This is a genomic window from Ruegeria sp. CI8 (assembly GCF_056536865.1).
This window is the reverse complement of record NZ_JBQFQL010000001.1, coordinates 1687259-1708744: the sequence shown is the minus strand read 5'-3', so window position 1 is coordinate 1708744 and position 21486 is coordinate 1687259. Positions and strand designations below refer to the sequence as shown.

The 21486-nt window shown below is 62.5% G+C and carries 24 protein-coding genes and 1 riboswitch; of the genes, 11 read left to right on the top strand and 13 right to left on the bottom strand.

All coding sequences use genetic code 11. The features are described from left to right. Window positions 1-38 precede the first annotated feature (38 nt). A complete protein-coding gene (locus ACR0DA_RS08415) occupies window positions 39-455 on the bottom strand; it encodes a GFA family protein (protein WP_170529031.1) in 417 nt (138 codons plus the stop codon). 25 nt (window positions 456-480) lie between these two features. After that, window positions 481-1854: an L-serine ammonia-lyase gene (locus tag ACR0DA_RS08410; RefSeq protein WP_480753589.1), complete on the bottom strand. Its 1374-nt coding sequence runs from the start codon at window positions 1852-1854 to the stop codon at window positions 481-483. A gap of 242 nt (window positions 1855-2096) precedes the next feature. On the opposite strand from ACR0DA_RS08410, the gene rpiA reads away from it, so the two are divergent. From rpiA to ACR0DA_RS08380, 6 genes are all read left to right on the top strand, one after another. After that, the gene (rpiA, locus tag ACR0DA_RS08405) at window positions 2097-2882 is read left to right on the top strand and encodes a ribose-5-phosphate isomerase RpiA (protein ID WP_170338330.1); all 786 of its coding nucleotides are present in this window, start codon (window positions 2097-2099) and stop codon (window positions 2880-2882) included. 119 nt (window positions 2883-3001) lie between these two features. Beyond that, window positions 3002-4360: a glutathione-disulfide reductase gene (gene gor / locus ACR0DA_RS08400; RefSeq protein ID WP_480753588.1), complete on the top strand. Its 1359-nt coding sequence runs from the start codon at window positions 3002-3004 to the stop codon at window positions 4358-4360. A 72-nt stretch (window positions 4361-4432) separates the two neighbouring features. After that, the gene (gene hflK, locus ACR0DA_RS08395) at window positions 4433-5581 is read left to right on the top strand and encodes an FtsH protease activity modulator HflK (protein WP_170338334.1); all 1149 of its coding nucleotides are present in this window, start codon (window positions 4433-4435) and stop codon (window positions 5579-5581) included. A gap of 3 nt (window positions 5582-5584) precedes the next feature. Further along, a complete protein-coding gene (hflC, locus tag ACR0DA_RS08390) occupies window positions 5585-6481 on the top strand; it encodes a protease modulator HflC (protein WP_170338336.1) in 897 nt (298 codons plus the stop codon). Further along, window positions 6481-6675 carry a DUF2065 domain-containing protein gene (locus ACR0DA_RS08385; protein ID WP_093962522.1) on the top strand — a complete coding sequence of 65 codons (195 nt, stop codon included), beginning with the start codon at window positions 6481-6483 and terminating at the stop codon, window positions 6673-6675. Before hflC ends, ACR0DA_RS08385 begins: the two co-directional genes overlap by 1 nt. A gap of 130 nt (window positions 6676-6805) precedes the next feature. Beyond that, complete coding sequence (locus ACR0DA_RS08380) at window positions 6806-8299, top strand: Do family serine endopeptidase (protein WP_480753586.1); 1494 nt, start codon at window positions 6806-6808, stop codon at window positions 8297-8299. Window positions 8300-8540: 241 nt separating this feature from the next. On the opposite strand, the gene ACR0DA_RS08375 is transcribed toward ACR0DA_RS08380, so the two are convergent. The 5 genes from ACR0DA_RS08375 to ACR0DA_RS08355 form a co-directional block, all read right to left on the bottom strand. Then, complete coding sequence (locus tag ACR0DA_RS08375; protein ID WP_170337872.1) at window positions 8541-9209, bottom strand: Crp/Fnr family transcriptional regulator; 669 nt, start codon at window positions 9207-9209, stop codon at window positions 8541-8543. 131 nt (window positions 9210-9340) lie between these two features. After that, window positions 9341-9946 (bottom strand): inner membrane-spanning protein YciB, encoded by a 606-nt coding sequence (locus tag ACR0DA_RS08370; RefSeq protein WP_170338344.1) that lies wholly within the window; start codon window positions 9944-9946, stop codon window positions 9341-9343. A gap of 17 nt (window positions 9947-9963) precedes the next feature. Beyond that, window positions 9964-10866, bottom strand: a complete 903-nt coding sequence (locus ACR0DA_RS08365) for an EamA family transporter (protein WP_093963009.1) — start codon at window positions 10864-10866, stop codon at window positions 9964-9966. Window positions 10867-10945: 79 nt separating this feature from the next. Next, window positions 10946-12097, bottom strand: coding sequence for a signal recognition particle-docking protein FtsY (gene ftsY / locus ACR0DA_RS08360; protein ID WP_480753585.1), 1152 nt, complete (start codon window positions 12095-12097; stop codon window positions 10946-10948). A gap of 57 nt (window positions 12098-12154) precedes the next feature. Further along, window positions 12155-12790, bottom strand: coding sequence for a lysoplasmalogenase (locus tag ACR0DA_RS08355; RefSeq protein WP_480753584.1), 636 nt, complete (start codon window positions 12788-12790; stop codon window positions 12155-12157). A 127-nt stretch (window positions 12791-12917) separates the two neighbouring features. On the opposite strand from ACR0DA_RS08355, the gene ACR0DA_RS08350 reads away from it, so the two are divergent. Continuing rightward, window positions 12918-13310 (top strand): hypothetical protein, encoded by a 393-nt coding sequence (locus ACR0DA_RS08350; protein ID WP_170402237.1) that lies wholly within the window; start codon window positions 12918-12920, stop codon window positions 13308-13310. A 13-nt stretch (window positions 13311-13323) separates the two neighbouring features. On the opposite strand, the gene xseA is transcribed toward ACR0DA_RS08350, so the two are convergent. After that, the gene (gene xseA, locus ACR0DA_RS08345) at window positions 13324-14817 is read right to left on the bottom strand and encodes an exodeoxyribonuclease VII large subunit (protein WP_480753582.1); all 1494 of its coding nucleotides are present in this window, start codon (window positions 14815-14817) and stop codon (window positions 13324-13326) included. Between the two features lie 74 nt (window positions 14818-14891). Here xseA and purD point away from each other — a divergent pair, with 74 nt between their 5' ends. Beyond that, window positions 14892-16154, top strand: coding sequence for a phosphoribosylamine--glycine ligase (gene purD, locus ACR0DA_RS08340; protein ID WP_480753581.1), 1263 nt, complete (start codon window positions 14892-14894; stop codon window positions 16152-16154). A gap of 78 nt (window positions 16155-16232) precedes the next feature. Here the strand turns inward: purD and ACR0DA_RS08335 are convergent, their stop codons facing one another. Then, on the bottom strand, window positions 16233-16979 hold the full coding sequence (locus ACR0DA_RS08335; RefSeq protein ID WP_480753919.1) for an FG-GAP repeat domain-containing protein: 747 nt from the start codon (window positions 16977-16979) through the stop codon (window positions 16233-16235). A 32-nt stretch (window positions 16980-17011) separates the two neighbouring features. After that, window positions 17012-17335 carry a 2Fe-2S iron-sulfur cluster-binding protein gene (locus ACR0DA_RS08330; RefSeq protein WP_093962514.1) on the bottom strand — a complete coding sequence of 108 codons (324 nt, stop codon included), beginning with the start codon at window positions 17333-17335 and terminating at the stop codon, window positions 17012-17014. Window positions 17336-17597: 262 nt separating this feature from the next. Between ACR0DA_RS08330 and ACR0DA_RS08325 the strand changes: the two genes are divergently transcribed. The 3 genes from ACR0DA_RS08325 to ACR0DA_RS08315 all read left to right on the top strand — a co-directional run bounded on the left by ACR0DA_RS08325 (window position 17598) and on the right by ACR0DA_RS08315 (window position 19302). Further along, window positions 17598-17912 (top strand): hypothetical protein, encoded by a 315-nt coding sequence (locus ACR0DA_RS08325; protein ID WP_093962513.1) that lies wholly within the window; start codon window positions 17598-17600, stop codon window positions 17910-17912. Between the two features lie 102 nt (window positions 17913-18014). Beyond that, window positions 18015-18452 carry an OB-fold nucleic acid binding domain-containing protein gene (locus ACR0DA_RS08320; RefSeq protein ID WP_254429356.1) on the top strand — a complete coding sequence of 146 codons (438 nt, stop codon included), beginning with the start codon at window positions 18015-18017 and terminating at the stop codon, window positions 18450-18452. Between the two features lie 37 nt (window positions 18453-18489). Then, the gene (locus tag ACR0DA_RS08315) at window positions 18490-19302 is read left to right on the top strand and encodes a class I SAM-dependent methyltransferase (protein WP_480753579.1); all 813 of its coding nucleotides are present in this window, start codon (window positions 18490-18492) and stop codon (window positions 19300-19302) included. Between the two features lie 49 nt (window positions 19303-19351). Here the strand turns inward: ACR0DA_RS08315 and ACR0DA_RS08310 are convergent, their stop codons facing one another. The 3 genes from ACR0DA_RS08310 to ACR0DA_RS08300 all read right to left on the bottom strand — a co-directional run bounded on the left by ACR0DA_RS08310 (window position 19352) and on the right by ACR0DA_RS08300 (window position 21247). Next, window positions 19352-19978, bottom strand: a complete 627-nt coding sequence (locus tag ACR0DA_RS08310; RefSeq protein ID WP_480753917.1) for a Hint domain-containing protein — start codon at window positions 19976-19978, stop codon at window positions 19352-19354. 36 nt (window positions 19979-20014) lie between these two features. Continuing rightward, on the bottom strand, window positions 20015-20419 hold the full coding sequence (locus tag ACR0DA_RS08305) for a hypothetical protein (RefSeq protein WP_480753577.1): 405 nt from the start codon (window positions 20417-20419) through the stop codon (window positions 20015-20017). Between the two features lie 129 nt (window positions 20420-20548). Beyond that, on the bottom strand, window positions 20549-21247 hold the full coding sequence (locus ACR0DA_RS08300; RefSeq protein WP_480753576.1) for a glutathione S-transferase N-terminal domain-containing protein: 699 nt from the start codon (window positions 21245-21247) through the stop codon (window positions 20549-20551). 105 nt (window positions 21248-21352) lie between these two features. Then, window positions 21353-21430: riboswitch (SAM riboswitch) on the top strand. The last annotated feature ends 56 nt before the right edge of the window (window positions 21431-21486 follow it).

Sequence of the window (21486 nt, the reverse complement as noted above, 5' to 3'; positions counted from 1 at the left end):
ACGCTAGACGTTTCCCGAAGAATGGGAAAGGCCCGTCGTCAGCCCTCGGGCAAGGGCTGTACCTTTGTGTAGTCCGGACCGAGGCAAGTGGGCAGCCCGTCGCCCAGTTTGAGCCACGTCAGTTTTTCTTCATGGGCGACATGCAGCGTTGGCCGCAGGGCTTCGGGGTTCTCCAGCGTCGCTACATAAAGGTGCAAAACGTCGGACATCGTAGTGGATCGGAACGAGATCGGCGTTCCGCAATGCGGGCAAAAGCTGCGCTCGACACCGGGGGAAGAGTTGAACCGCTTCGGTTCCTCTCCGGTCCAACGCCACTGACCGTCGCGGACCCCAAAATATGTGGTCATCGGCGCGGCACACTGGCGGCGGCAGCTGTCACAATGGCAGGAAACACAAGACAGGACCGGAGGGTCGACCTCGAACCCGATTCTGCCGCACAGGCAATGTCCACGCATTGAGCTGCCCTCCCGGTTCGATCCCTCAGCAGTTTGGCACATTGACGGCCAGTCCGCCCAGCGAGGTTTCCTTGTACTTCTCGTGCATGTCATGGCCGGTCTGGCGCATGGTCTCGATCACCGCATCCAGCGGCACGAAATGCTGCCCGTCTCCGCGCAGGGCCAGCGACGCCGCCGAAACCGCCTTGATCGCGCCCAGCCCGTTGCGCTCGATGCAGGGCACCTGAACCAGCCCGGCGACCGGGTCGCAAGTCATGCCCAAGTGATGCTCCAGCGCGATCTCGGCGGCGTTTTCCACTTGTTCCGGTGTGCCGCCCATCACTGCGCAAAGACCCGCCGCGGCCATTGCGGCCGCGCTGCCGACCTCGGCCTGGCAACCAGCCTCGGCACCCGAGATCGAGGCGTTGTACTTCACCAACCCACCAATCGCGGCGGCGGTCAGCAGGAAATCCTCGATATGGCTTCCCGACGCGCCTGGAACGTGGTCGAGGTAATAGCGCAGCACCGCCGGCAGCACGCCCGCCGCCCCGTTGGTGGGGGCGGTGACGACCTGACCGCCGGCGGCGTTTTCCTCATTCACCGCCATCGCATAGACGCTCATCCAGTCGTTGATCGTGTGCGGCGCGTTCAGGTTCATGCCGCGCTCGGCCATCAGGGCATCGTGGATCGCCTTGGCCCGGCGCCGCACCTTGAGGCCGCCGGGCAGGATGCCGTCGGTGCTCAGCCCGCGCTCGATACAGGCGTTCATCACCTCCCACAATCGAGCGGTGCCCTTCGCGAAACTGTCGGCGCAGCCGCGCGCGATCTCGTTGGCGCGTTTCATCTCGGCGACCGTCTTGCCGCTGCTGCGCGCCATTTCCAGCATTTCGGCGGCGGTCTTGAACGGGAAGGGCACCGGCGGGCCGTCATTGGTGTCCTTGCCTTCGGCCAGTTCCTCTTCGGTCAGGACAAAGCCGCCGCCGACCGAGTAATAAACCTGCCGCAAGATCACGTCGCCCTGCGCGTCGGTGGCCATCAGGATCATACCGTTGGCATGGCCGGGTAGGGTATTGTCGTAGTCGAAGATCAGATCGGCCTTTGGGTCGAACCGCAGGGTCGGCAGACCCTCGGGTGTGACAGTGCCGGTTACGGCAATTGCAGCCAGTGCTGCTTCGGCATGATCGTGGTCATAGCTGTCGGGGACAAACCCAGCCAGCCCCAGGATCGTGGCGCGGTCCGTGGCGTGGCCGACGCCGGTGAAGGCCAAAGATCCATGCAGAGACGCGCGCAAGCCAGCGAATTCGAATGGCGATGCGCGCATCAGATCGAGGAACCGCGCGGCCGCCACCATCGGCCCCATCGTGTGGGACGAGGATGGGCCAACGCCCACTTTGAACATATCGAAGACGGATAGAAACATGTCTGGTCGCTGAGCCTTGTGGCGAGTTGGCGGCCGGGTCGTTTTGAACTGCCCGAACCGCTGGGAAACTGTATGCGCTTTATTTACACAACCGAGCCGACCACTGAAGATTTGATTGCGACGTTTCCGATGGGAAACGCGTATTCGTGTATCGATTATTGCGCCGGTCCCGCGGATTTTGGGCCTCGCAGTCGGGCAGGGCTTTCCGTATAAGTTCCCCAAAGAACTGAGGGGAAGCCGCAATGACAGCAGAGTTGTCACCCATCGACCGGGCCAAGAGCGTCGCCGCCTATCGCGCGGCCGAGATGGTCGAAGACGGGATGCGCGTGGGTCTGGGTACCGGATCGACCGCGGCATGGTTGGTGCGTCGTCTGGGAGAGCGGGTTCGGGACGAAGGTCTGCGGATCAAAGGCGTTCCAACGTCGACGGCTACGGCACAGCTTGCGCGCGAGGTCGGGATCGAGGTTGTTTCGCTGGATCAGGCGGGTTGGCTGGACGTGACGATCGATGGCGCCGACGAATTCGACGGCGAGCTGAACCTGATCAAGGGCGGCGGCGCGGCGTTGCTGCAGGAAAAGATCGCGGCAACGGCCAGCGACCAGATGATCGTGATCGCCGATGCAGGGAAAGAGGTCGAGGCGCTGGGCGCGTTCCCGCTGCCGGTCGAGGTCATTCCCTTTGGGTGGCAGACCACGCGCACGCTGATTGAGGAGTTGCTGGACACGATGGACGTGCTGGGTACTTCGGCGACCCTGCGGATGAACAGCGAGGCGCCGACCGTGACGGATGAGGGCAATCACATACTCGACCTGCACCTGCAACGCATCGGCAACCCGAGGCAACTGGCTTTGGTGCTGAACCAGATACCGGGTGTGGTCGAAAACGGGCTGTTCATCGACATCTGCGACAAGGTCGTGATCGGCCACGGCGACGGCCGGGTCGAGCTGCGCGATTTCAACAGCGGTACGATCGAGCTGGATCGGTTGGGCGACGAACACGACAACCTGTTTTCGGACCTGGCCGACTGAGCCAACCGCGCACCCGGCTTCACAGCGGTGTGCGATTTCCAGGCCAAGGGGTTGGCACGATCATTCACGCCCCCAAATACTCAGGGCAATTTCAGGCAGGCTGACAAAAGGAACGCGGCATGAGCTTTGACTATGATCTTTTCGTCATTGGAGGCGGCTCGGGCGGTGTCCGCGCGGCGCGTGTGGCGGCGGGCGAAAACGGCGCGAAGGTCGCGCTGGCCGAAGAGGACCGCTATGGCGGAACCTGCGTGATCCGTGGCTGCGTTCCCAAAAAGCTGATGGTGTTTGCCAGCGAATACGCGGGAATGGTCGAGGACGCTCGTGCCTATGGTTGGGATATTCAGCCAGGCGCTTTCGACTGGCCGCAGTTCCGCGGCAAGCTGCATGCCGAACTCGACCGGCTGGAAGGCATCTATCGCAATATCCTCAAGAACAACGGTGTCGAAACCTTTGACCAGCGCGCGAAACTGGTCGACACGCATACGGTTGAACTGGCCGACGGCACTCGCAAGACGGCCAAGCACATCCTGATCGCCACCGGCGGGCGACCGGTGGTGCCGGAATTCCCCGGTTCAGATCTGGCCATCACCTCGAATGAAATCTTCCACCTTGAGAAGCTGCCCGAGACCATGCTGATCGTCGGCGGCGGCTATATCGCCTGTGAATTCGCCGGGATCATGAACGGCATGGGCGTCAAGACCACGCAATTTTATCGCGGCGCGCAAATCCTGCGGGGTTTCGACGACGAGGCGCGCGGGCTGATCTGCGAAGAGATGTGCCAAAACGGGATCGACGTGCATCTGGGCACCAATGTGCTCGAGATGAAAAAACAGGGTGACAAGATCTGGGTCAAGGCGACCAACGGGTCTGAACAGCTGTTCGATGTGGTGATGTATGCCACGGGCCGGGCGCCAAATGCGGATGATCTGGGCCTTGAGGCGCTGGGCGTCGAACGTGGCCGCAAGGGGCAGATCATCGTGGATGAATACAGCCAGACCGCGGTGCCCTCGATCTATGCCATCGGGGACGTGACCGACCGGGTGAACCTGACGCCGGTCGCCATCCGCGAGGGGATGGCCTTTGTCGAGACCGTGTTCAAGGGCAACCCCACCCCGGTGGATCATGAACTGATCCCGACCGCGATCTTCACCCAGCCCGAGATGGGCACCGTGGGCCTGAGCGAGGAGGCCGCTGCCGAGCAGGAGCCGATCGAGGTTTACGCGACCTCGTTCAAGCCGATGCAGAAGGCGTTCGCGGGCGGCACGCAACGGGTGTTGATGAAGCTGATCGTCAGCCAGGCCACCCGCAAGGTGCTGGGCTGTCACATTGTCGCCCCCGGCGCGGGTGAAATGATCCAGTTGGCGGGAATCGCGGTCAAAATGGGCGCGACAAAGGAAGATTTCGATCGCACGGTTGCAGTTCATCCGGTGATGGCCGAAGAACTGGTAACCATGCGGCAACCCGTGCGTACCGCTTGATTTGCAAGCGCGCGCACACAGGTTACAAGTGATCCCGTAAGCACACGGGCCAAAACAAGGGAAATGAAACACATGGCGGGCAACAGCGGAGGCCCCTGGGGGGGCGGAGGCTCATCCGGTGGCGGAGGAAACCGGGGAAACAATGGGGACGGGCGACGCCCGCCCGAAGGCGACGGGCCGCAGATCCCCGAGATCGACGAGTTGATGAAAAAAGGCCAGGAGCAGCTGCGCGTGCTGATGGGCGGGCGCGGCGGCGGTGGCCGAGGCGGCAACGGATCCGGTCAGGGCGGCGGTGGCGGCCCGGCGATTACCAAGGGCACGATCCTGTTGGGCGGGGTTGCCGCCTTGGTTCTGTGGGGTTTTGCCAGCGCCTATACGGTCAAGCCCGAAGAGCAGTCGGTTGAGCTGCTGTTCGGTCGCTTTACCGGAATCGGCACCGAAGGCCTGAACTTTGCCCCGTGGCCTGTCGTCACGGCCGAAGTCATCCCGGTGAAGGTCGAACAGACCGAAACCATCGGATCTGGCGGTCGCGGTTCGGACGCCGGTCTGATGCTGACGGGCGACGAAAATATCGTCGATATCGATTTCCAGGTGGTCTGGAATATCTCGAATCCTGCGGACTATCTGTTCAACCTGCGCGACCCGAAACAAACTATCCAGGCCGTGTCTGAGTCGGCCATGCGCGAGATCATCGCGCAGTCGGACCTCGCGCCGATCCTGAACCGCGACCGTGCTATCATCGCCGAACGGCTTGAGGAACTGATCCAGTCGACTCTGGACAGCTACAACTCGGGTATCAACATCGTCCGTGTGAACTTTGACGGCGCCGACCCACCGGAACCGGTAAAGGATGCCTTCCGCGAGGTTCAGTCGGCTGGACAGGAACGCGACCGGCTGGAGAAGCAGGCCGATGCCTATGCGAACCGGGTTTTGGCCGGCGCGCGTGGTGAAGCCGCGCAGGTGCTGGAAGAGGCCGAAGGCTATCGGGCACAGGTCGTGAACGAAGCTCAGGGTGAGGCCAGCCGGTTTGGCGCGGTTCTCGAAGAATACTCGAAAGCTCCGGATGTGACCCGCAAACGTCTGTACCTTGAACGGATGGAGCAGGTTCTGGGCGACGTGGACAAGATCATCTTGGATGACAGCGCAACAGGCCAGGGGCAGGGCGTCGTGCCTTATCTGCCGCTGAACGAACTGCGCCGCAACTCGGGTGAGGGGAACTAAGACATGCGTAAATCAACCTTTCTCCTACCTGCCATTTTCGTGGTTATTGTGATCGCCCTCTCAGCGATCTTCATCGTGGACGAGCGTGAAAAAGCGCTGGTTCTGCAATTCGGTCGCGTGATCGACGTCAAGGAAGACCCGGGCCTGGCCTTCAAGATTCCGGTCATTCAGGAGGTCGTGCGCTACGATGACCGTATTCTAAGCCGCGAGGTCGGGCCGCTGGAAGTCACGCCGCTGGATGACCGCCGCCTGGTGGTCGACGCCTTCGCGCGCTATCGGATCACCGATGTGCGGCAGTTCCGTGAGGCCGTGGGTGCCGGTGGCATCGACACAGCGGAGCAGCGTCTGGATTCGATCCTGCGCGCCAAAACCCGCGAGGTTCTGGGTTCGGTAAGCTCGAATGACATTCTCAGCTCGGACCGGGCGGCGCTGATGCTGCGCATTCGCAACGGCGCGATCGCCGAGGCCCGCGATCTGGGCCTTGAGGTGATCGACGTTCGCCTGAAACGTACCGACCTGCCGCAGGCCAACCTCGAAGCGACCTTTGCCCGGATGCGCGCCGAGCGGGAACGCGAGGCGGCCGACGAAGTGGCGCGCGGTGAAGAAGCTGCACAGCGGATCCGTGCCCAGGCTGACCGGACCGTGGTCGAACTGGTCTCCGAGGCCCGCCGTGAGGCGGAGATCGTTCGCGGTGAGGCTGATGCCGAACGGAACGCGATCTTTGCGGAAGCTTATGGCAAGGACCCGGAGTTCTTCGAGTTCTACCGCTCGCTTTCGGCCTATGAGAACGCTCTGAAAGGCGGCAACAGCTCGCTGGTGCTCAGCCCAGATTCCGAGTTCTTCAACTACCTCGGATCTCCGCAAGGCCGTTCGGCGCCCGCCGCGCCGGCCTCCCAGTAATGGGTATGATCCTGCTGGCCTTCGGGCTGGTGTTGATCGTCGAGGGGCTGGCCTATGCGCTGGCCCCTTCGCTTGTGGAGCGGATGCTTGAGGCGTTGCGCAGCATCCCCGAACCGGCCCGCAGACTGGTCGGACTTCTGTGTGTGGTCAGCGGCTTCGTCCTGTTGTGGACGGCCAATCGGCTGGGGTTTTGATCGGTTGAAGTAAACTGGCAGTGAATTCCTCAACTTCCCGAGTTGCGGGCGGTCACAAACTGACTACATTGTTTCCCAGCAAGCTGCTCAGGCAGCCACCAACAGAACAATGTCGACAAGGAGAGACCAAGTGCAGGCAGTAGCACGCAGTGTATCCGTCCGCCGGGACGATGTGGTGACGATGGCGCGGCTTTTGTGGCTGGCCTTTGCCGCGGTTTCCCTTTTGTTGCTCCAGACGTTGGCTGCACAGGCCCGTCAGGAAAGCCTGGCGCCGCTGGTCAACCGGATCAGCCCGGCCGTGGTCAATATCACCACGACGACTCTGATCGAGGGGCAGTCGGGCGCGCAGGGGATCGTTCCCGAAGGGTCCCCGTTCGAGGACTTTTTTCGCGAGTTTCAGGACCGCAATGGCGACCAGGACAATCGCCCGCGCCGCAGCAATGCGTTGGGATCGGGCTTCGTGATTTCCGAGGATGGCTACATCGTCACGAACAATCACGTCATCGCAGAGGCGGATGAAATTCTGATCGAGTTCTTTCCCGGCGATGGTCAGCCTGTAAAAGAGCTGCCGGCCAAGGTCATTGGAACGGATGAGAAAACGGACATCGCGTTGCTCAAGGTCGACGCGTCGGGTCCACTGAAATACGTCACTTTCGGCGACAGCGACACAGCGCTTGTAGGGGACTGGGTGGTTGCTATGGGCAACCCGCTGGGCCAGGGGTTCTCGGTATCTGCCGGGATCGTGTCGGCGCGCAATCGCGAGCTCAGCGGTTCCTATGACGACTATATCCAGACGGACGCGGCCATCAACCGGGGCAACTCGGGCGGTCCTCTGTTCAACATGGACGGTCAGGTAATCGGTGTGAACACCGCGATCTTGTCGCCGAATGGCGGGTCGATCGGTATCGGGTTCTCGATGGCGTCGAACGTGGTGTCCAAGGTTGTCGATCAGTTGCGGGAATTCGGCGAAACCCGCCGCGGCTGGCTGGGTGTCCGCATTCAGGACGTGACCGAGGATATGGCCGAGGCGATGGGCCTGGACAAGCCGGGCGGCGCGCTGATCAGCGATGTGCCGGACGGCCCTGCCAAAGAAGCGGGTCTGCTCGCAGGGGATGTGATTCTCAGCTTTGATGGTGTCGAGGTGAAGGACACGCGCGGATTGGTGCGGCAGGTCGGTGAGACACCGGTCGGCAAGTCCGTGCGCGTGGTTGTTCAGCGGGACGGCAGCACTCAGACCGTGCTTGTCACTCTTGGGCGTCGCGAGGATGCCGAGCGTGCGGAAACCGGCGATGATGATGGTGCGGAAGAGGCGCCGCTGGACGAGAATGCAGACATCCTTGGCCTGACGATTTCGCCGCTGACCGACACGTTGCGCGAAGATCTGGGTCTGGACGCGGACGCAGATGGTCTGGTTGTGACGGATGTGGATGAGGCCTCCGAAGCCTACGCCAAGGGCCTGCGGGCAGGCGACCTGATCACCGAGGCTGGTCAGCAGAAAGTGTCGTCGATCTCCGATCTCGAGGATCGGATGGACGAGGCTCGGGAGGCAGGGCGCAAGTCGCTGCTGCTGCTGGTGCGCCGCGGTGGCGATCCGCGCTTCGTCGCGCTGAGCCTCGAAGAGTAGGGCAGCCAGTTTGGTCAACATGATCGGCCGGGGCAGATGCTCCGGCCGATTTTCGTTTTGGCTGCATGAATCAAAAGAGCCACACGCCGGGGAGGCGCGTGGCTCTGGTGCAGGGAGATGCCAGTGGACAGATATCGGGGATGATACTCTGGCACCCTACGGTAACAATTCATTACCTAATAGAAGCGAATCCCGTTGTATGTGAAGCGGATCACATCCGGGTCATTTTCCGGGCAGCAGGTCAGATCAGATCGGATTCGGCGAGTTGGCGCAGGGCGTCAAAGTCGTGGATCTGCAGCCCACCGCGCGAAGCCTCGACCACGTTCGAGCGTTTCCACGTCGAGATCGTCTTGGATACCGCCTCGCGCGTCGCGCCGACGAATTCCGCTAGCTCGCTCTGCGACAGGGCGATGCGTTCGGACGGCGCGTCCTGCTGGTTGGCCAGAAGCAGAAGCTTTCGCGCAAGTCGCACAGGCATCGGCAGGAATACCTGCTCGTTCAACTGCGCCCCCATCCAGCGCATGCGCAGTCCGGCCAGCCGGATCATGTCCTCGGCCAGTTCGGGGTGCTTGCGGATTTGTTCCATCAGATCCTTGCGGCGCACGCGCAGTACACGCGACGGCTCGGCTGCGGTGATGGTGGCGGTGCGCGGGCCGCTGTCGAAGAGGGCGATTTCGCCGAACACTTCGCCCGGGCGCATCAGGCTGAGCGCCAACTTGCGCCCGCTCATGGCCAGGAAGGACACCTCCAAAGCGCCTTCCAGCAAGGCATAGAGGGCGTCCCCCTCGTCGCCTTGTTCGAACAAGACCTCGCCGCGGTCCAGCGAGACAGAAGTGGCTAGCGCAGAGAGCATATCACGAAGCCGGTCTGAAGCTTCGGACAGGAACCCGCTGTTCGGAAAGGCGGTCATGGAAGACACGGTTCTCCGGATGAGTGGTGTGGGTGGTTTCCCAGCTTTCCACAGCTTTGGAGCTAAGCCAAGGATTTTATCCGGTTTTCCTAAGGTTTCCCCAAGGTCCGCCGGCCCGTGTCAGGGACGCATTACTGCTTGTCCGGATCGTCCATATAGCTTTGCAGGATGCTGAATTGCAGCATCAGGAACCCCATCAAGGCAATCGGAAAGCCAAAGGTTTCGATCTTGACCCACAAATCGGTGGACAGGGTGCGCCAGACCAGTTCATTGGCCACCGCCAGCACTGCGAAACAGGCGCAAAGGCGGCGGGTCAGGATCATCCAGCCCTCGTGGCGCATGGGCAGCATTTCGTCCAGCACATAGGCGAGGTAGGATTTGCCTTGCAGCAGGCCGATGCCCAGCATCAGCGAGAAGAACCCGTAGACCAGCGTGGTTTTCATCTTGAAGAACCGCTCGTCGTTGAACCAGGCGGTCAGGCCACCGAAGAAGATGACCATGATGGCGGTGAAGATCTGCATCCGGCTGAGCTTGCCGGTCAGATACCACAGGACGCCCATCGCCCCCAGCATCAGCGGAACGAAAATGATGGTGGCCACGATGAAGCCGGAATATTCGGTGCCGCCGATCAGAAAGCTGTCGTCGCGCAGGCGCAGGTAGATGAAGAAGAAGGCCAGCGGTGGTCCCAGTTCCAGCACCTGTTTCAGAAACGGATTGATCTCTTTCTTGTCTGCCATGCCTGTCGTCCTGCTGTTCACCCGCCCATTTCAACTATTACCGCGCCCAATGCAATCAATGCCATCAGGATTATGCGCCGAGGCCCCACGGTCTCTTTCAGGGCCAGCCAGCCGATCAAGGCGGCAAAGACGGTCGAGGTTTCGCGCAGCACCGCGGCTTCGCCGACCTTGTCCAGCCGGGTGGCCAGCATGATCGCTCCGAAAGACATGGGGGCGATAAGCCCGCCTGCAAGCCCCCGCAGCATCAACGGCCCGATTGCCGGGCGGTGAACCATCGCCCGCCAGCGCAGGAAGGCGTAGATCGGCATTGTCGCCCCGTCGATCATGAAGAACCAGGCCAGAAAGGTGAACGGATCGGCCGTGGCGCGGATGCCGTAGGCGTCATACGTGGTGTAGAGCGCCACGAAGAGGCCGGTTGCAACCGCAAGGGCCAATGCGATGCCTAAAGTCTCGCGGTTGGTTTCCAGGAAGCGGAAATTGTAGGCGGCCAGCCCGAAGATGCCGGTCAGCAGCACGGCAACGCCCAGCCATTGGGTGGGCGAGAAGGTTTCGTTGAACAGAAGATAGGCGCCGATGACGGTGAACAGCGGGCCGGTGCCACGCACCACCGGGTAAACCACGGTGTAGGACCCCTTGGTATAGGCCATCGCCTGCAGCGTCTTGTAGGCGACATGGATCAGCCAGACCACGGCGAATATCGGCCACATGAAAGGTTCGGGCCAGGGCACGACGAAGAACGCAAAGGGTGCGGCCATCAGGCAATAGCAGGCGTCGATCGCGCCGCGCGACAGCCAGGGGTCGTGCCGACCCTTCTGCAGCGCGCCGAACACCGCATGCAGAAAGGCCGCCATCAGGGCGAGGCCAAGGGCCAGCCTGTGCCCGGCCTCGGTGCCTTCGAGAGAGATCAGCCAGTCGCTCACGCTGCGGGTCTTTCGCTGGTGGAGAATCTGGGGATTTTCCACCCCCAGACCCCCGAGAATATTTGGGGCCAGATGAAGGTCAGTTGCTGTCGAGGCCGGTCAGGGCGGCGGCGAATTCCTCGGGGTCGAAGGGGGCCAGATCGTCGATCTGTTCGCCGACTCCGATGGCGTGGATCGGCAGGCCAAACTTGTCGGCCAGCGCCACCAGCACGCCGCCCTTGGCGGTGCCGTCTAGCTTGGTCATGACAAGCCCCGAGACATCAGCCAGCTTGCGGAAGGTTTCCACTTGGCTGAGCGCGTTCTGGCCGGTGGTGGCGTCGAGCACCAGCAGGGTGTTGTGCGGGGCGGTTTCGTCGATCTTGCGGATGACGCGGACGATCTTGGCCAATTCCTCCATCAGGTCGGCGCGGTTCTGCAGGCGGCCGGCTGTGTCGATCATCAGCAGGTCGGCGCCTTCGGCCTGTGCCTTGGTCAGGGCGTCGAAGGCAAGCGAGGCGGGGTCGGAGCCTTCGGGCGCGGTCAGGACTGGAACTCCGGCGCGGTCGCCCCAGACCTGCAGCTGTTCCACGGCGGCTGCGCGGAAGGTGTCGCCCGCTGCGATAACCACCTTTTTGCCTGCTGCCTTGAACTGGCTGGCCAGCTTGCCGATGGTCGTCGTCTTGCCCGAGCCGTTGACGCCCACCACCAGCACCACCTGCGGGCGCTTGGGGTAGAGGGGCATCGGTTTGGCGACCGGCTCCATCACGCGGGCGATTTCCTGCGCCAGCAGTTGCTTGATTTCCGGGGTCGAGAGTTTGCGGCCATAGCGCCCCTCGGCCATGTTGGCGGTGACGCGCAGGGCAGTGTCGACACCCATGTCCGAGGCGATCAGCAGTTCCTCGAGCTGTTCGAGCATGTCGTCGTCCAGCGTGCGGCGCACCACCGGCCCGGCATCGCCGTGACCGAAGAGACGCCCGATCAGGCCCTTGGACTGGGGCTGATCCGGCAGTTCCGGCGGAGGCGGGGCGGGCGTTGGGTCGGCAGGCTCTGGCGAAGGTGTCTCGACCGGTTGCGGTGTGGGCGCGGGTTCGGGGATTTCCGGGACGGGTTGCGGCTCGGGCTCGGGCTGGGGGATCACCGGGTCAGGGGCGGTGGTTTCTTCGCCGCCGTCCTCGACGATTGCCTCAAGCCCCTGTTCGAGGCGGGACGAGGATTTGAACAGCCGGTCCTTGAGCTTGGTAAAAAACGCCATCTTGGTCTCCGCAGGTGTTCCCTTCACCTAATGCGGAATGGCGGCAGTTGCAAAGGGTCAGGTGAAGGCCAGGAAAAAGCCGAACTGCGCGCCCCAGTAGAGCGGCCAGACCAGATAGGGGGCCAGCCGCAGGGCCGGGTGGCCGGACGGCAGCAGGAACCTTTCGGTTGCCAGGATCAGGTCCGAGGCGATGAAGGCCATCGCGGCCGGCAGCGCCCATCGCAGCGCTCCGGCCTCGGGCAGGGCCAGAACGGTGATGCCCATGCCCAGAATGATCGGGATATAGGCCAGGACCGGTCCGCGCAGATCACCGGCCCGCTGGGCCAGCAGCGTGGCCATCACGATGCCCAGAATGACCAGCGTCCAGGCGTATCCGGGTTTGTCCAGGATCAGGTCGGTGTCGCTTGCCGGATGGGTCAGGAACAAGGCGATGTATACCAGATGCCCGGCGGCGAACGTCCCGATGCCTGCCATGAAGGTGCCGTCGGTTTCGCGCGACAGAAGGGCGTCGCCGAAGGCGCAGAGAGACAGCGCGAGGATCAGAAGCAGAGGGCCGGACTGCACCGCCGCCTCGACCGCCAGCAGGGCGACGCTGGCGGTTTTCAACGCCGTGCGTAACAGGCTGGCCGGACGGGCCGTCAGGGCCAGGTAGGCCAGGGCACAGGCCAGCGCTGCGAGTACGAGTATCGTCATGTCCTGCCTTCCGATGGCACCGATGCAATGCAGTGTCGCCGCGAACTGAGTTTACGCTCAACCCATAACGTTGGGGCAGGGCGTTCCAAGATTGGCGCGCGGCCGTGGCATCTGCCAGAATGAAACGATGTGGATACGTTCGTTGATTCTCGGATCTTTGCTGGCCCAGCCGGTCGTCGCGCAGTCTTTGTCAGGGGCAGAATTTGACGCCTATACACGCGGCAAAACCCTGTTCTACGGCTTCGGTGGAACGACCTATGGCGTCGAACGGTACTTGCCCAACCGGCGCGTGGTCTGGTCGTTTTTGGATGGCGACTGCAAGGAGGGCATCTGGTACGAACAGAACGGCCAGATTTGCTTTGTTTACGAAGATCGCCCCGACCCGCAATGCTGGGTCTTTAACCGCTCGTCCCAGGGACTAATCGCGCAGTTCGAGGGCAACCCCGAAGCCACCGAACTGTACGAAGCAGCCGACGTCGACGAAGATATGATCTGTTACGGGCCCGAGGTCGGCGTCTGAACATTGGCCTTCGTCAGAACAGCGACCCTTGATCCGGGGCTGGTGGCTTGGACGGTTTCTTGGCGGTCGGGGTCGTCCCGGACAGCGGTGCGGTCTTCAATTCTCCATCGGCAAACTCGATGGTCAGTGCAGCGTGCTTGCTGGCTTGCGCCTTTGTGGTGACCACGCCGCTTTCGGAATGCACCACGGCGTAGCCGCGTTGAATCGTGGCTTTGTAGCTGAGCGTCTCGCGCAACCGGTCGGTCGCATCCAGTTGCTGGCGGAGCCGGTCCACCCGCAGGGTCTGCGCGGCCGTCATGCGCTGGGCCAGTTGGTTGACTCGGTCGCGCTGCTGCTGAATGTCGCGTTGGATCGGGCGGATCGAGAGACGCGAGGACAGGTTGTGCAGCGTGTCCCGCCGCGCGGCCACGAGGTTGCGCAGCGTTGACGGGCGCAGGTGCCCGGACAGTTCCACCACCTGCAGGCGGCGGTTTTGCACACCGCGTTGCAACGCTGGGGCTAGACGATCGGCAATCAGGTCCAGTCGCTGGCGCGGACCATCCAGTAGGGTCTCGGGGCGCGGCAGGGCGCGCGACAGATCGCGCAGGCGTTGGGCCCGGCGCTGCACGGCGTCGGTGGCTGCGCGGGACAGACGCGCGCCCTGTTCGCCGGTCCAGGCCAGCAGTTCCATCCGCACGGGAACCGCCAGTTCGGCGGCGGCGGTGGGGGTGGGCGCACGGCGGTCCGAGACATAGTCGATCAATGTGGTGTCGGTTTCGTGCCCCACGGCCGAGATCAGCGGAATCTCGGACTCGGCGGCGGCGCGGGCGACGATTTCCTCATTGAATCCCCACAGATCCTCGATCGAGCCGCCACCGCGGGCGACGATGATCAGATCGGGGCGGGGCAGCGCGCCGCCGGGTGTCAGGCGGTTGAAGCCCTGAATGGCGTTGGCGACCTCGGACGCGCAATTGGCGCCCTGCACGGCCACGGGCCAGATCAGCACCTTGCGCGGGAAACGGTCGCGCAGGCGGTGCAGGATGTCGCGGATCACCGCGCCCGAGGGCGAGGTGACGACGCCGATGATCTGAGGCAGGAAGGGCAGGAGCTGCTTGCGCTCGGGCGCGAAGAGCCCTTCGGATTCGAGCTGTTTCTTGCGTTTTTCCAGCAGCGCCATCAGCGCGCCTTGCCCGGCTACGGCCACCTCGTCGACGTTCAGGTTGTATTTCGACTGCGCGCCAAAAGCTGTGAGGCGGCCCGTGACGACGACTTCGAGCCCCTCTTCCGGCACCACCGACAGGCCCGCTATCTGGCCCTTCCAGGTGGTGCAGGCCAGCACGTTCCGGTCGTCCTTGATGTCATAGTACAAATGCCCCGAGCGCGCCTTGAACACACGCCCGACCTCGCCCCGTACGCGGATTCGGCCAAATGTGCCTTCCAGCGTGCGTTTCACCTCGCCCGAGATCTCGGACACGGAGTATTCGGCGGTATTCTGGCCGGGAATCGGATCGTCAAGCAGGTCGGACATTTCAGCGCCTTGTTTCGATAGCTCGCGCAGCTTAGAACGCCGCGCAGGCAAGGCCAAGCAGATCGGAGACTTTCATGAACATCCTCATTCTCGGCAGCGGCGGGCGCGAACACAGCCTGGCCTGGGCGGTGATGCAGAACCCCAAATGCGACCGCCTGATCGTGGCGCCGGGCAATGCCGGGATCGCGCAGATCGCCGATTGCGCGGCGCTGGATATAGAGAATGGCGGCGCGGTGGTCAGTTTTGCCGAGGAAAACGCGATTGATTTCGTGATCGTTGGGCCGGAAGCGCCCCTGGCTGCCGGGGTGGCCGACCGGCTGCGCGAGGCGGGCATCCTGGTGTTCGGCCCCTCGGCCGAGGCGGCGCGGCTGGAGGCCTCGAAAAGTTTCACCAAGGAAATCTGCGATGCGGCCGGTGCGCCCACCGCGGCCTATGCCCGGTTTACCGAGGCCGAGCCCGCCAAGGCCTATATTCGCCAGCAGGGTGCGCCGATCGTGGTTAAGGCCGACGGTCTGGCCGCGGGCAAGGGCGTGATCGTGGCGACGGACGAGGCGACCGCGCTGGAGGCCGTGGACGACATGTTCGGCGGCGCCTTCGGCGGGGCCGGGGCTGAGGTGGTGATTGAGGAGTTCATGGACGGTGAAGAAGCCTCGCTGTTCGTGCTGTGCGACGGCGAGAACATCCTGTCGGTCGGCACCGCGCAGGACCACAAGCGCGTGGGCGAAGGTGATACCGGCCTGAACACCGGCGGCATGGGCGCCTATTCTCCGGCACCGGTTCTGAGCTCTGAGATTGAGGAGCGAGCGATGGAACAGATCGTGCGCCCGACGATGGCCGAGATGAAACGGCGCGGCACGCCGTTTCAGGGGGTGCTGTATGCCGGTCTGATGATCAAGGACGGACAACCGCGGCTGGTGGAATACAACGTGCGCTTTGGCGATCCGGAATGCCAGGTGCTGATGATGCGGTTGGGGGCGCAGGCGCTGGACCTGATGCATGCGGCGGCCGAGGGACGGCTGGGCGAGGTGCGGGTCAATTGGGCCGACGATCACGCATTGACCGTAGTGATGGCCGCGCTGGGCTATCCCGGGGCGTATGAAAAAGGCAGCGTGATCAACGGGCTGGATGACTTGCCCGAGGACAGCAGCCATATGGTTTTTCACGCAGGCACCAAAGCGCAGGACGGGCAGATTGTGGCCTCAGGGGGCCGGGTTCTGAACGTGACGGCGCGCGGAGCAACACTGCAGGAGGCGCGTGACAACGCTTATGCGATGGTCGAGGCCATCGATTGGCCGGGCGGCTTCTATCGCCGCGATATCGGTTGGCGGGCGCTTTGACGTTTGACGGCCTGCAGGGAACGGGGGACCTCGGCCGACGGCCTCACCTCGGGATTTCTTGACCAGATGAACCCCGGATCAGCAGTTCAGCGCGCTTATAAGGGCTTGTCGGTTTTTCAACGGGCCAAGATCCTGGGTTTGCCAGCCGCCATCGTAGCGGACGGCAATGATCCGGCGCCAATCGGCGCTGGCGACGATCAACTCAGGCTGGCCGTCGCAGGAGCGAAGCCCGCCTGAAATGAAATCCTCTCCGATCCGGTGATTGGTCAGGCCGGGGAGCGCGGCGATTTCCGTCAGTCGGCCGTCTGAGAAGCGCCAGATGCGCAGGGTCTTGGCCAGGTGAGGGCGGTCGACATAGGCAATTTCAATATGCCCGTCGCCATTCAGGTCTGCCGCTCCGACCGGAGCCAGCCAGCGGAAACGGGTGCCGATATGCGGTGTCGCCGCCATGCGGCCGTGCGGGCCGTAGATGGCAAGACGCGCGCCGTGCTGCGCGCCACTCTCCACCGCGATGACTTCTGGAAGCCCGTCGCCCGTGACGTCGATCACGCGGGGCGCTAGGTCTTCGAAGACCAGATGATCGGGCAGCGTGAAGCTGCGGTGTTTACCATCTGAAAGCGTGAGTTCAATCGAACCCCATTCGATCTGGTCACCCAGAACGCCGTGGGGATAGCGGGTGGTCGGATCCGTGTAGCGGGCGGTCACAATGGTTTCGGCGGCCAAGGCTGGACCCGCCAGCCACAGGCACACAGCCATCAGCGCGCCGCGTACGTGGCACGGCCAAAAGCGCACCGCCGGACGCGGCGCTTTGAAGCCGCAGCGCATGCCGCCGGACGAGCGGGACATGCGCCGTCGCATCAGATCTGCTTTTCCGGCATCTGGACGACCAGCCCGTCCAGTTCGTCAGTCACCTTGATCTGGCAGGTCAGACGCGAACGGGCCGGGTCGGGCTCGTAGGCGAAGTCCAGCATGTCTTCTTCCATGTCGTCCTTGGCAGGCAGTTTCTCGACCCAATCGGGATGGATGTAGACGTGACAGGTCGAGCAAGCGCAGGCGCCGCCGCAATCGGCCTCGATGCCGGGAATGTTGTTGTCACGGGCGCCTTCCATGACGGTCAGGCCGTTGGCGACCTCGACTGTGTGTTCGGTGCCGCCATGCTCGACATAGGTGATCTTTGCCATTGCTCGCGTCTTCCTTCTGCGGTGTTCAGGTTCCTCATTAGTCAAGGGATTTAGGTCTTTCCAGTGCCATTTGCGACCAATCGGGGCGTGATCGGGCAAACGGTCCGTCATTGTCGCCCAAATTCCACGCGTTCGCGCCGCAACCGAATGGTTTGGCCGGTTTTTTCCATCAAAGGTTGAGGCGCGGATAACGGTTTCGATTGTTGCGTGCATGGATTTGTGTTCTGGTCGTGTGACCGTGATTTGATAAGGGAGTGAGCAGATGCCGTTGACGGTTCAGGACGCAAAGATTGTGGTTGGGATGAACGAGCGGGGCGATGCCGAGCATGACATTGCCGCGTGGTTTGGCGAAAGCCAGGCGAAAATCGTGGAGGTGATCGACGGGATCAGCCATGGTGCATTGGCAGCAGCGAATGACGATGAGCTTCATCCGGTCGGAGCACCGGGCCCCAAGGCTCTGCGGTTGCGCAGTGACGTTTTGCGGGCGCTGGATGCGTTGGACGGGGATGACCTGGCCAAGGCCAAGGCGGTTCTGCGGGAAGGTTTGGCCACGTTCAACGCGCATGACGCCAAGTGACCCTTGTCTGCGCTGCGGTCGCGCGTAGCGCATGACCTTTCTGGCTGTGGTTTCGGTCCCCTGCATCTGGACATTCAGGGCATTTGTTCTATTTTTGTTCTTATGCGTATCGCATCGACACCACAGCCCAGTTCGGGCCGCCCATGGCCCAGACCACCGGCTTGCCTTCCAGCCAACCGACTGGACGACCCGCCCGAGGGTGCGCGGGTTGCTGTGGCGGGATTGGTGATCCTGCGGCAGCGGCCTGGTACGGCCAAAGGGGTGATCTTCATCACGCTCGAAGACGAGACCGGCATCGTGAACGTGATTGTCTGGCGCAAGATCTATGAGCGGTTCCGCCGAGCGGTGATCTCGGGGCGGTTGCTGCGGGTAACCGGGCGGATGCAGCGGGCCCATGCGGTGACCCATGTGATCGCGGAGGAGATCGAGGACATATCGGGCATGCTGGACCTGCTGGTGCGGGGTGACGGGGCGGATGCCTACCGGCCCCAGCCGACTGCAGAGCACAATGAGTTCGCCAAAACGCGCAATTTCGGCTAGTCTTTTGCATCATGCGGTTGCCGGGGGGGGAGCGCAGATGTCAACAAATTCGGCTGGTTTCGTGGGCAATATTCCAAGTCATTACGACGCGGGGTTGGGCCCGAATATCTTCACTGACTACGCAGACAGACTTGCCGCCCGTTGCGCCGAAGAGCCGGTGGCCAAGGCCATTGAACTGGCCGCGGGTACGGGGATCCTGAGCCGCAAGCTGTGCGATGTGCTGCCGAGCGAGGCCCAAGTTCTGATCTCGGACCTGAACGCGCCCATGCTGGAGGTTGCAAAGGCCAAATTCTCGGCGGCGGACAACGTCGAGTTCGCGGTCGTCAACGCGATGGATCTACCGTTCGAAGACGGCGCGTTCGACCTGATTACCTGCCAGTTCGGGGTCATGTTCTTTCCCGACAAACCCGCTTCGTTCCATGAGGCGGCGCGGGTGCTCAGACCGGGTGGGCGCTATGTTTTCAACGTGTGGAGCCCGATGTCCGAAAACCCGTTCTCGCAAGTCGCGCACGATGTGGGGGCGCATTTCTTTCCGCAGGATCCGCCGGGATTCTACAAGGTACCGTTTCACTATGGTGACCCCGAGGCTGTCCGGGCTGATCTGAGGGCCGCAGGCTGGACGGATATCGAACACGAAACGATCCGGTTGACGAAGACCATCGTCAACCCGGAAGCCTTTGCCCACGCTCTGGTTTTTGGAAACCCGTTGGTCGATGAAGTACGAGAGCGCGGCGGCGTGGATCCCACGGACTTGGCGGCGCGGATGTTCTCTGAATTGAAGCGCGTCTTTGGTCCGCAGGGCATGACGATGCCACTGTCAGCAACCACGTTCGTCTGCCGAAAGACCTGACGGTAGCTCGCGCACAATCCGGCCCGGGTCAGAAAAAACCCAATGACGATCAGGCCAACAGCGCCTGACCGTTCTTGAGGTGACGCGAAATCAGACCGCGCTGCTTGTGACCTTTTGGAATCAGGGCGGCTGGCCGCGGTTCAAAGCCGGGGTCCTCAAGCTCGGGGAACAGGGCCAATATCTCGGCGCGAGCCGCCTCGGGGATGGATTTCAGCGCTTGGGGACCGGCGAAGAGGCTTTCGCTTGGGGTGTCGTTGGCAAAGATGACCTGATGCGTGTCGAAAAGAAGGTGGAAATAGCAAACGGACTCCGTGGCACAGACCCGGTCAATGCCGTCCAGCGGCAGCAGCGACTTGGCCGAAACCAGCACCTCGTTGGTGTTGAACATGCGCTGCGCGATCTTTGACCGCACCAGAATGCGGTGCTGGGGTGAAACGACCAGGTCCTGTGCTGGGAGCCCTGCGCAGAGCGCGCCGGCGGAAACCCGGATGGGAACCAGTTTCGGATTGGCGGAGAAGTCGACGCTGTCCAGCTCACGGCGCCCGATCCAGCGGATCGGTTCATAGCTGCCGGCGTAGGTCAGAACCAGATCTCCGACCGACAGGTCTTCGATCTTTTTTGTCCCGTTCTTGGTAGTGATCAGTGTGCCGGCGGTAAAGCATGGGACATTCGAAATCGGCGATGCCTGACCATCACTGCTGCCGGCAACCTCCTAGGTCGTACCGGGCGTTGGCAGGACGGGACCGCTGATGCCGACATTCACACCGTCGATGCGAATGACCCAGAACGTGTCGCCGGAGGTTGTCGTAAAACCGAACTCAAGCTCGACCTGATCGCCGGGCTGAAAGGTCTGTCCGTTGATCGTCACCGCCTGGCTCAAAACCTGGTCGTTGTTGGCCGTACTGGGCGACGACCCGTCTCCGGGCGTGTCGATGTAACCGTCCGAAAACAGCTGGCTGGCCGTGCCGTCGTCATCCTCGACGTTGATCACGGTCAGTGCGGCACCGGCATTCAAGGAAAAGGTCGTTCCGACAGGATAGCCGACAGTGTTGTTCGTCGATGCGCCGGTCCATTGGTCGAACCCGTAAATCGGAACCGTGAAATTGAATGTCGCCAAACCTTAACTCCTTGTTACCGCTTGTAGTTACAGAACGGCCAACGCGCAATTCAACTGTCGTCAGGGTCTTGATGCAGAAAGAGGTGCGATTCGCACCTAGTTGCCTGAAATTTCAGCATTTGGTGAACTCTACCGTTTGAACAAAACGTTCTGCGCGTCTTTGCTGCGATGATCTCCGCGCAGCTCGGCATGCAGGGCACGTCCCGCCTGAACTCCGGGGCGGGCTCCCACGGCTTCCAGCCACCGGGCAAAGTGGGGCTTGTCCTCCAGCGTCTGCTGCTGACCCTCCCACAGGCTCGCCCAGCCCCAAATCGACATATCGGCGATCGAATAGAAGTCGCCGGCAACATACTCGTTGTCGGCAAGGCGCCGGTCCAGAACGCCGTACAGGCGCGCAACCTCGGTGCGATAGCGGTCCTTGGCATAGGGCAGGTCCTGCGGCGGGTCCAACTGGGGGGCATATTTCAGAAAGTGGTGTGCCTGACCGGCCATCGGTCCGACGCCACCCATCTGCCACATCAGCCATTCCTCGACCGCGATCCGGTCACGCTCGGTCGACCCGTAGAACTGGCCGGTCTTGCGGGCAAGGTACATCAGGATCGCGCCGCTTTCGAAAACCGAGATCGGTGCGCCATCCGGGCCGTCTGGGTCGACGATCGCAGGCATCCGGTTGTTGGGCGAGAAATTCAGAAACTCGGGCGCGAACTGATCGCCTTTGCCGATGTTTATGAGGTGAGTCTGGTAGGGCAGCCCCATCTCTTCAAGGGCAATGGATACTTTCCAGCCATTTGGCGTGGGCCAGAAATACAGGTCGATCGGGTGTGTCATGGGGCCTCCGTGTTGCGAGACGATCATGAGCCATTCGCCGCAAAGGGCAAGTGCGCGGTGGATGTCGCGGCTTGACGCCCGCGCGCCCGAGGCGTATGCGCAATCCAGAAACCACGTGGCGATTTGTTACCGGATTGCGGGCCACGCTAAACAACACCGCTAAAAGGTCAGGATGAAAGACCCCTTTCGCTTGACCGCGTATGGGGTTTTTTTGATTTGCCCTCGGGTTTTGGGGCCGA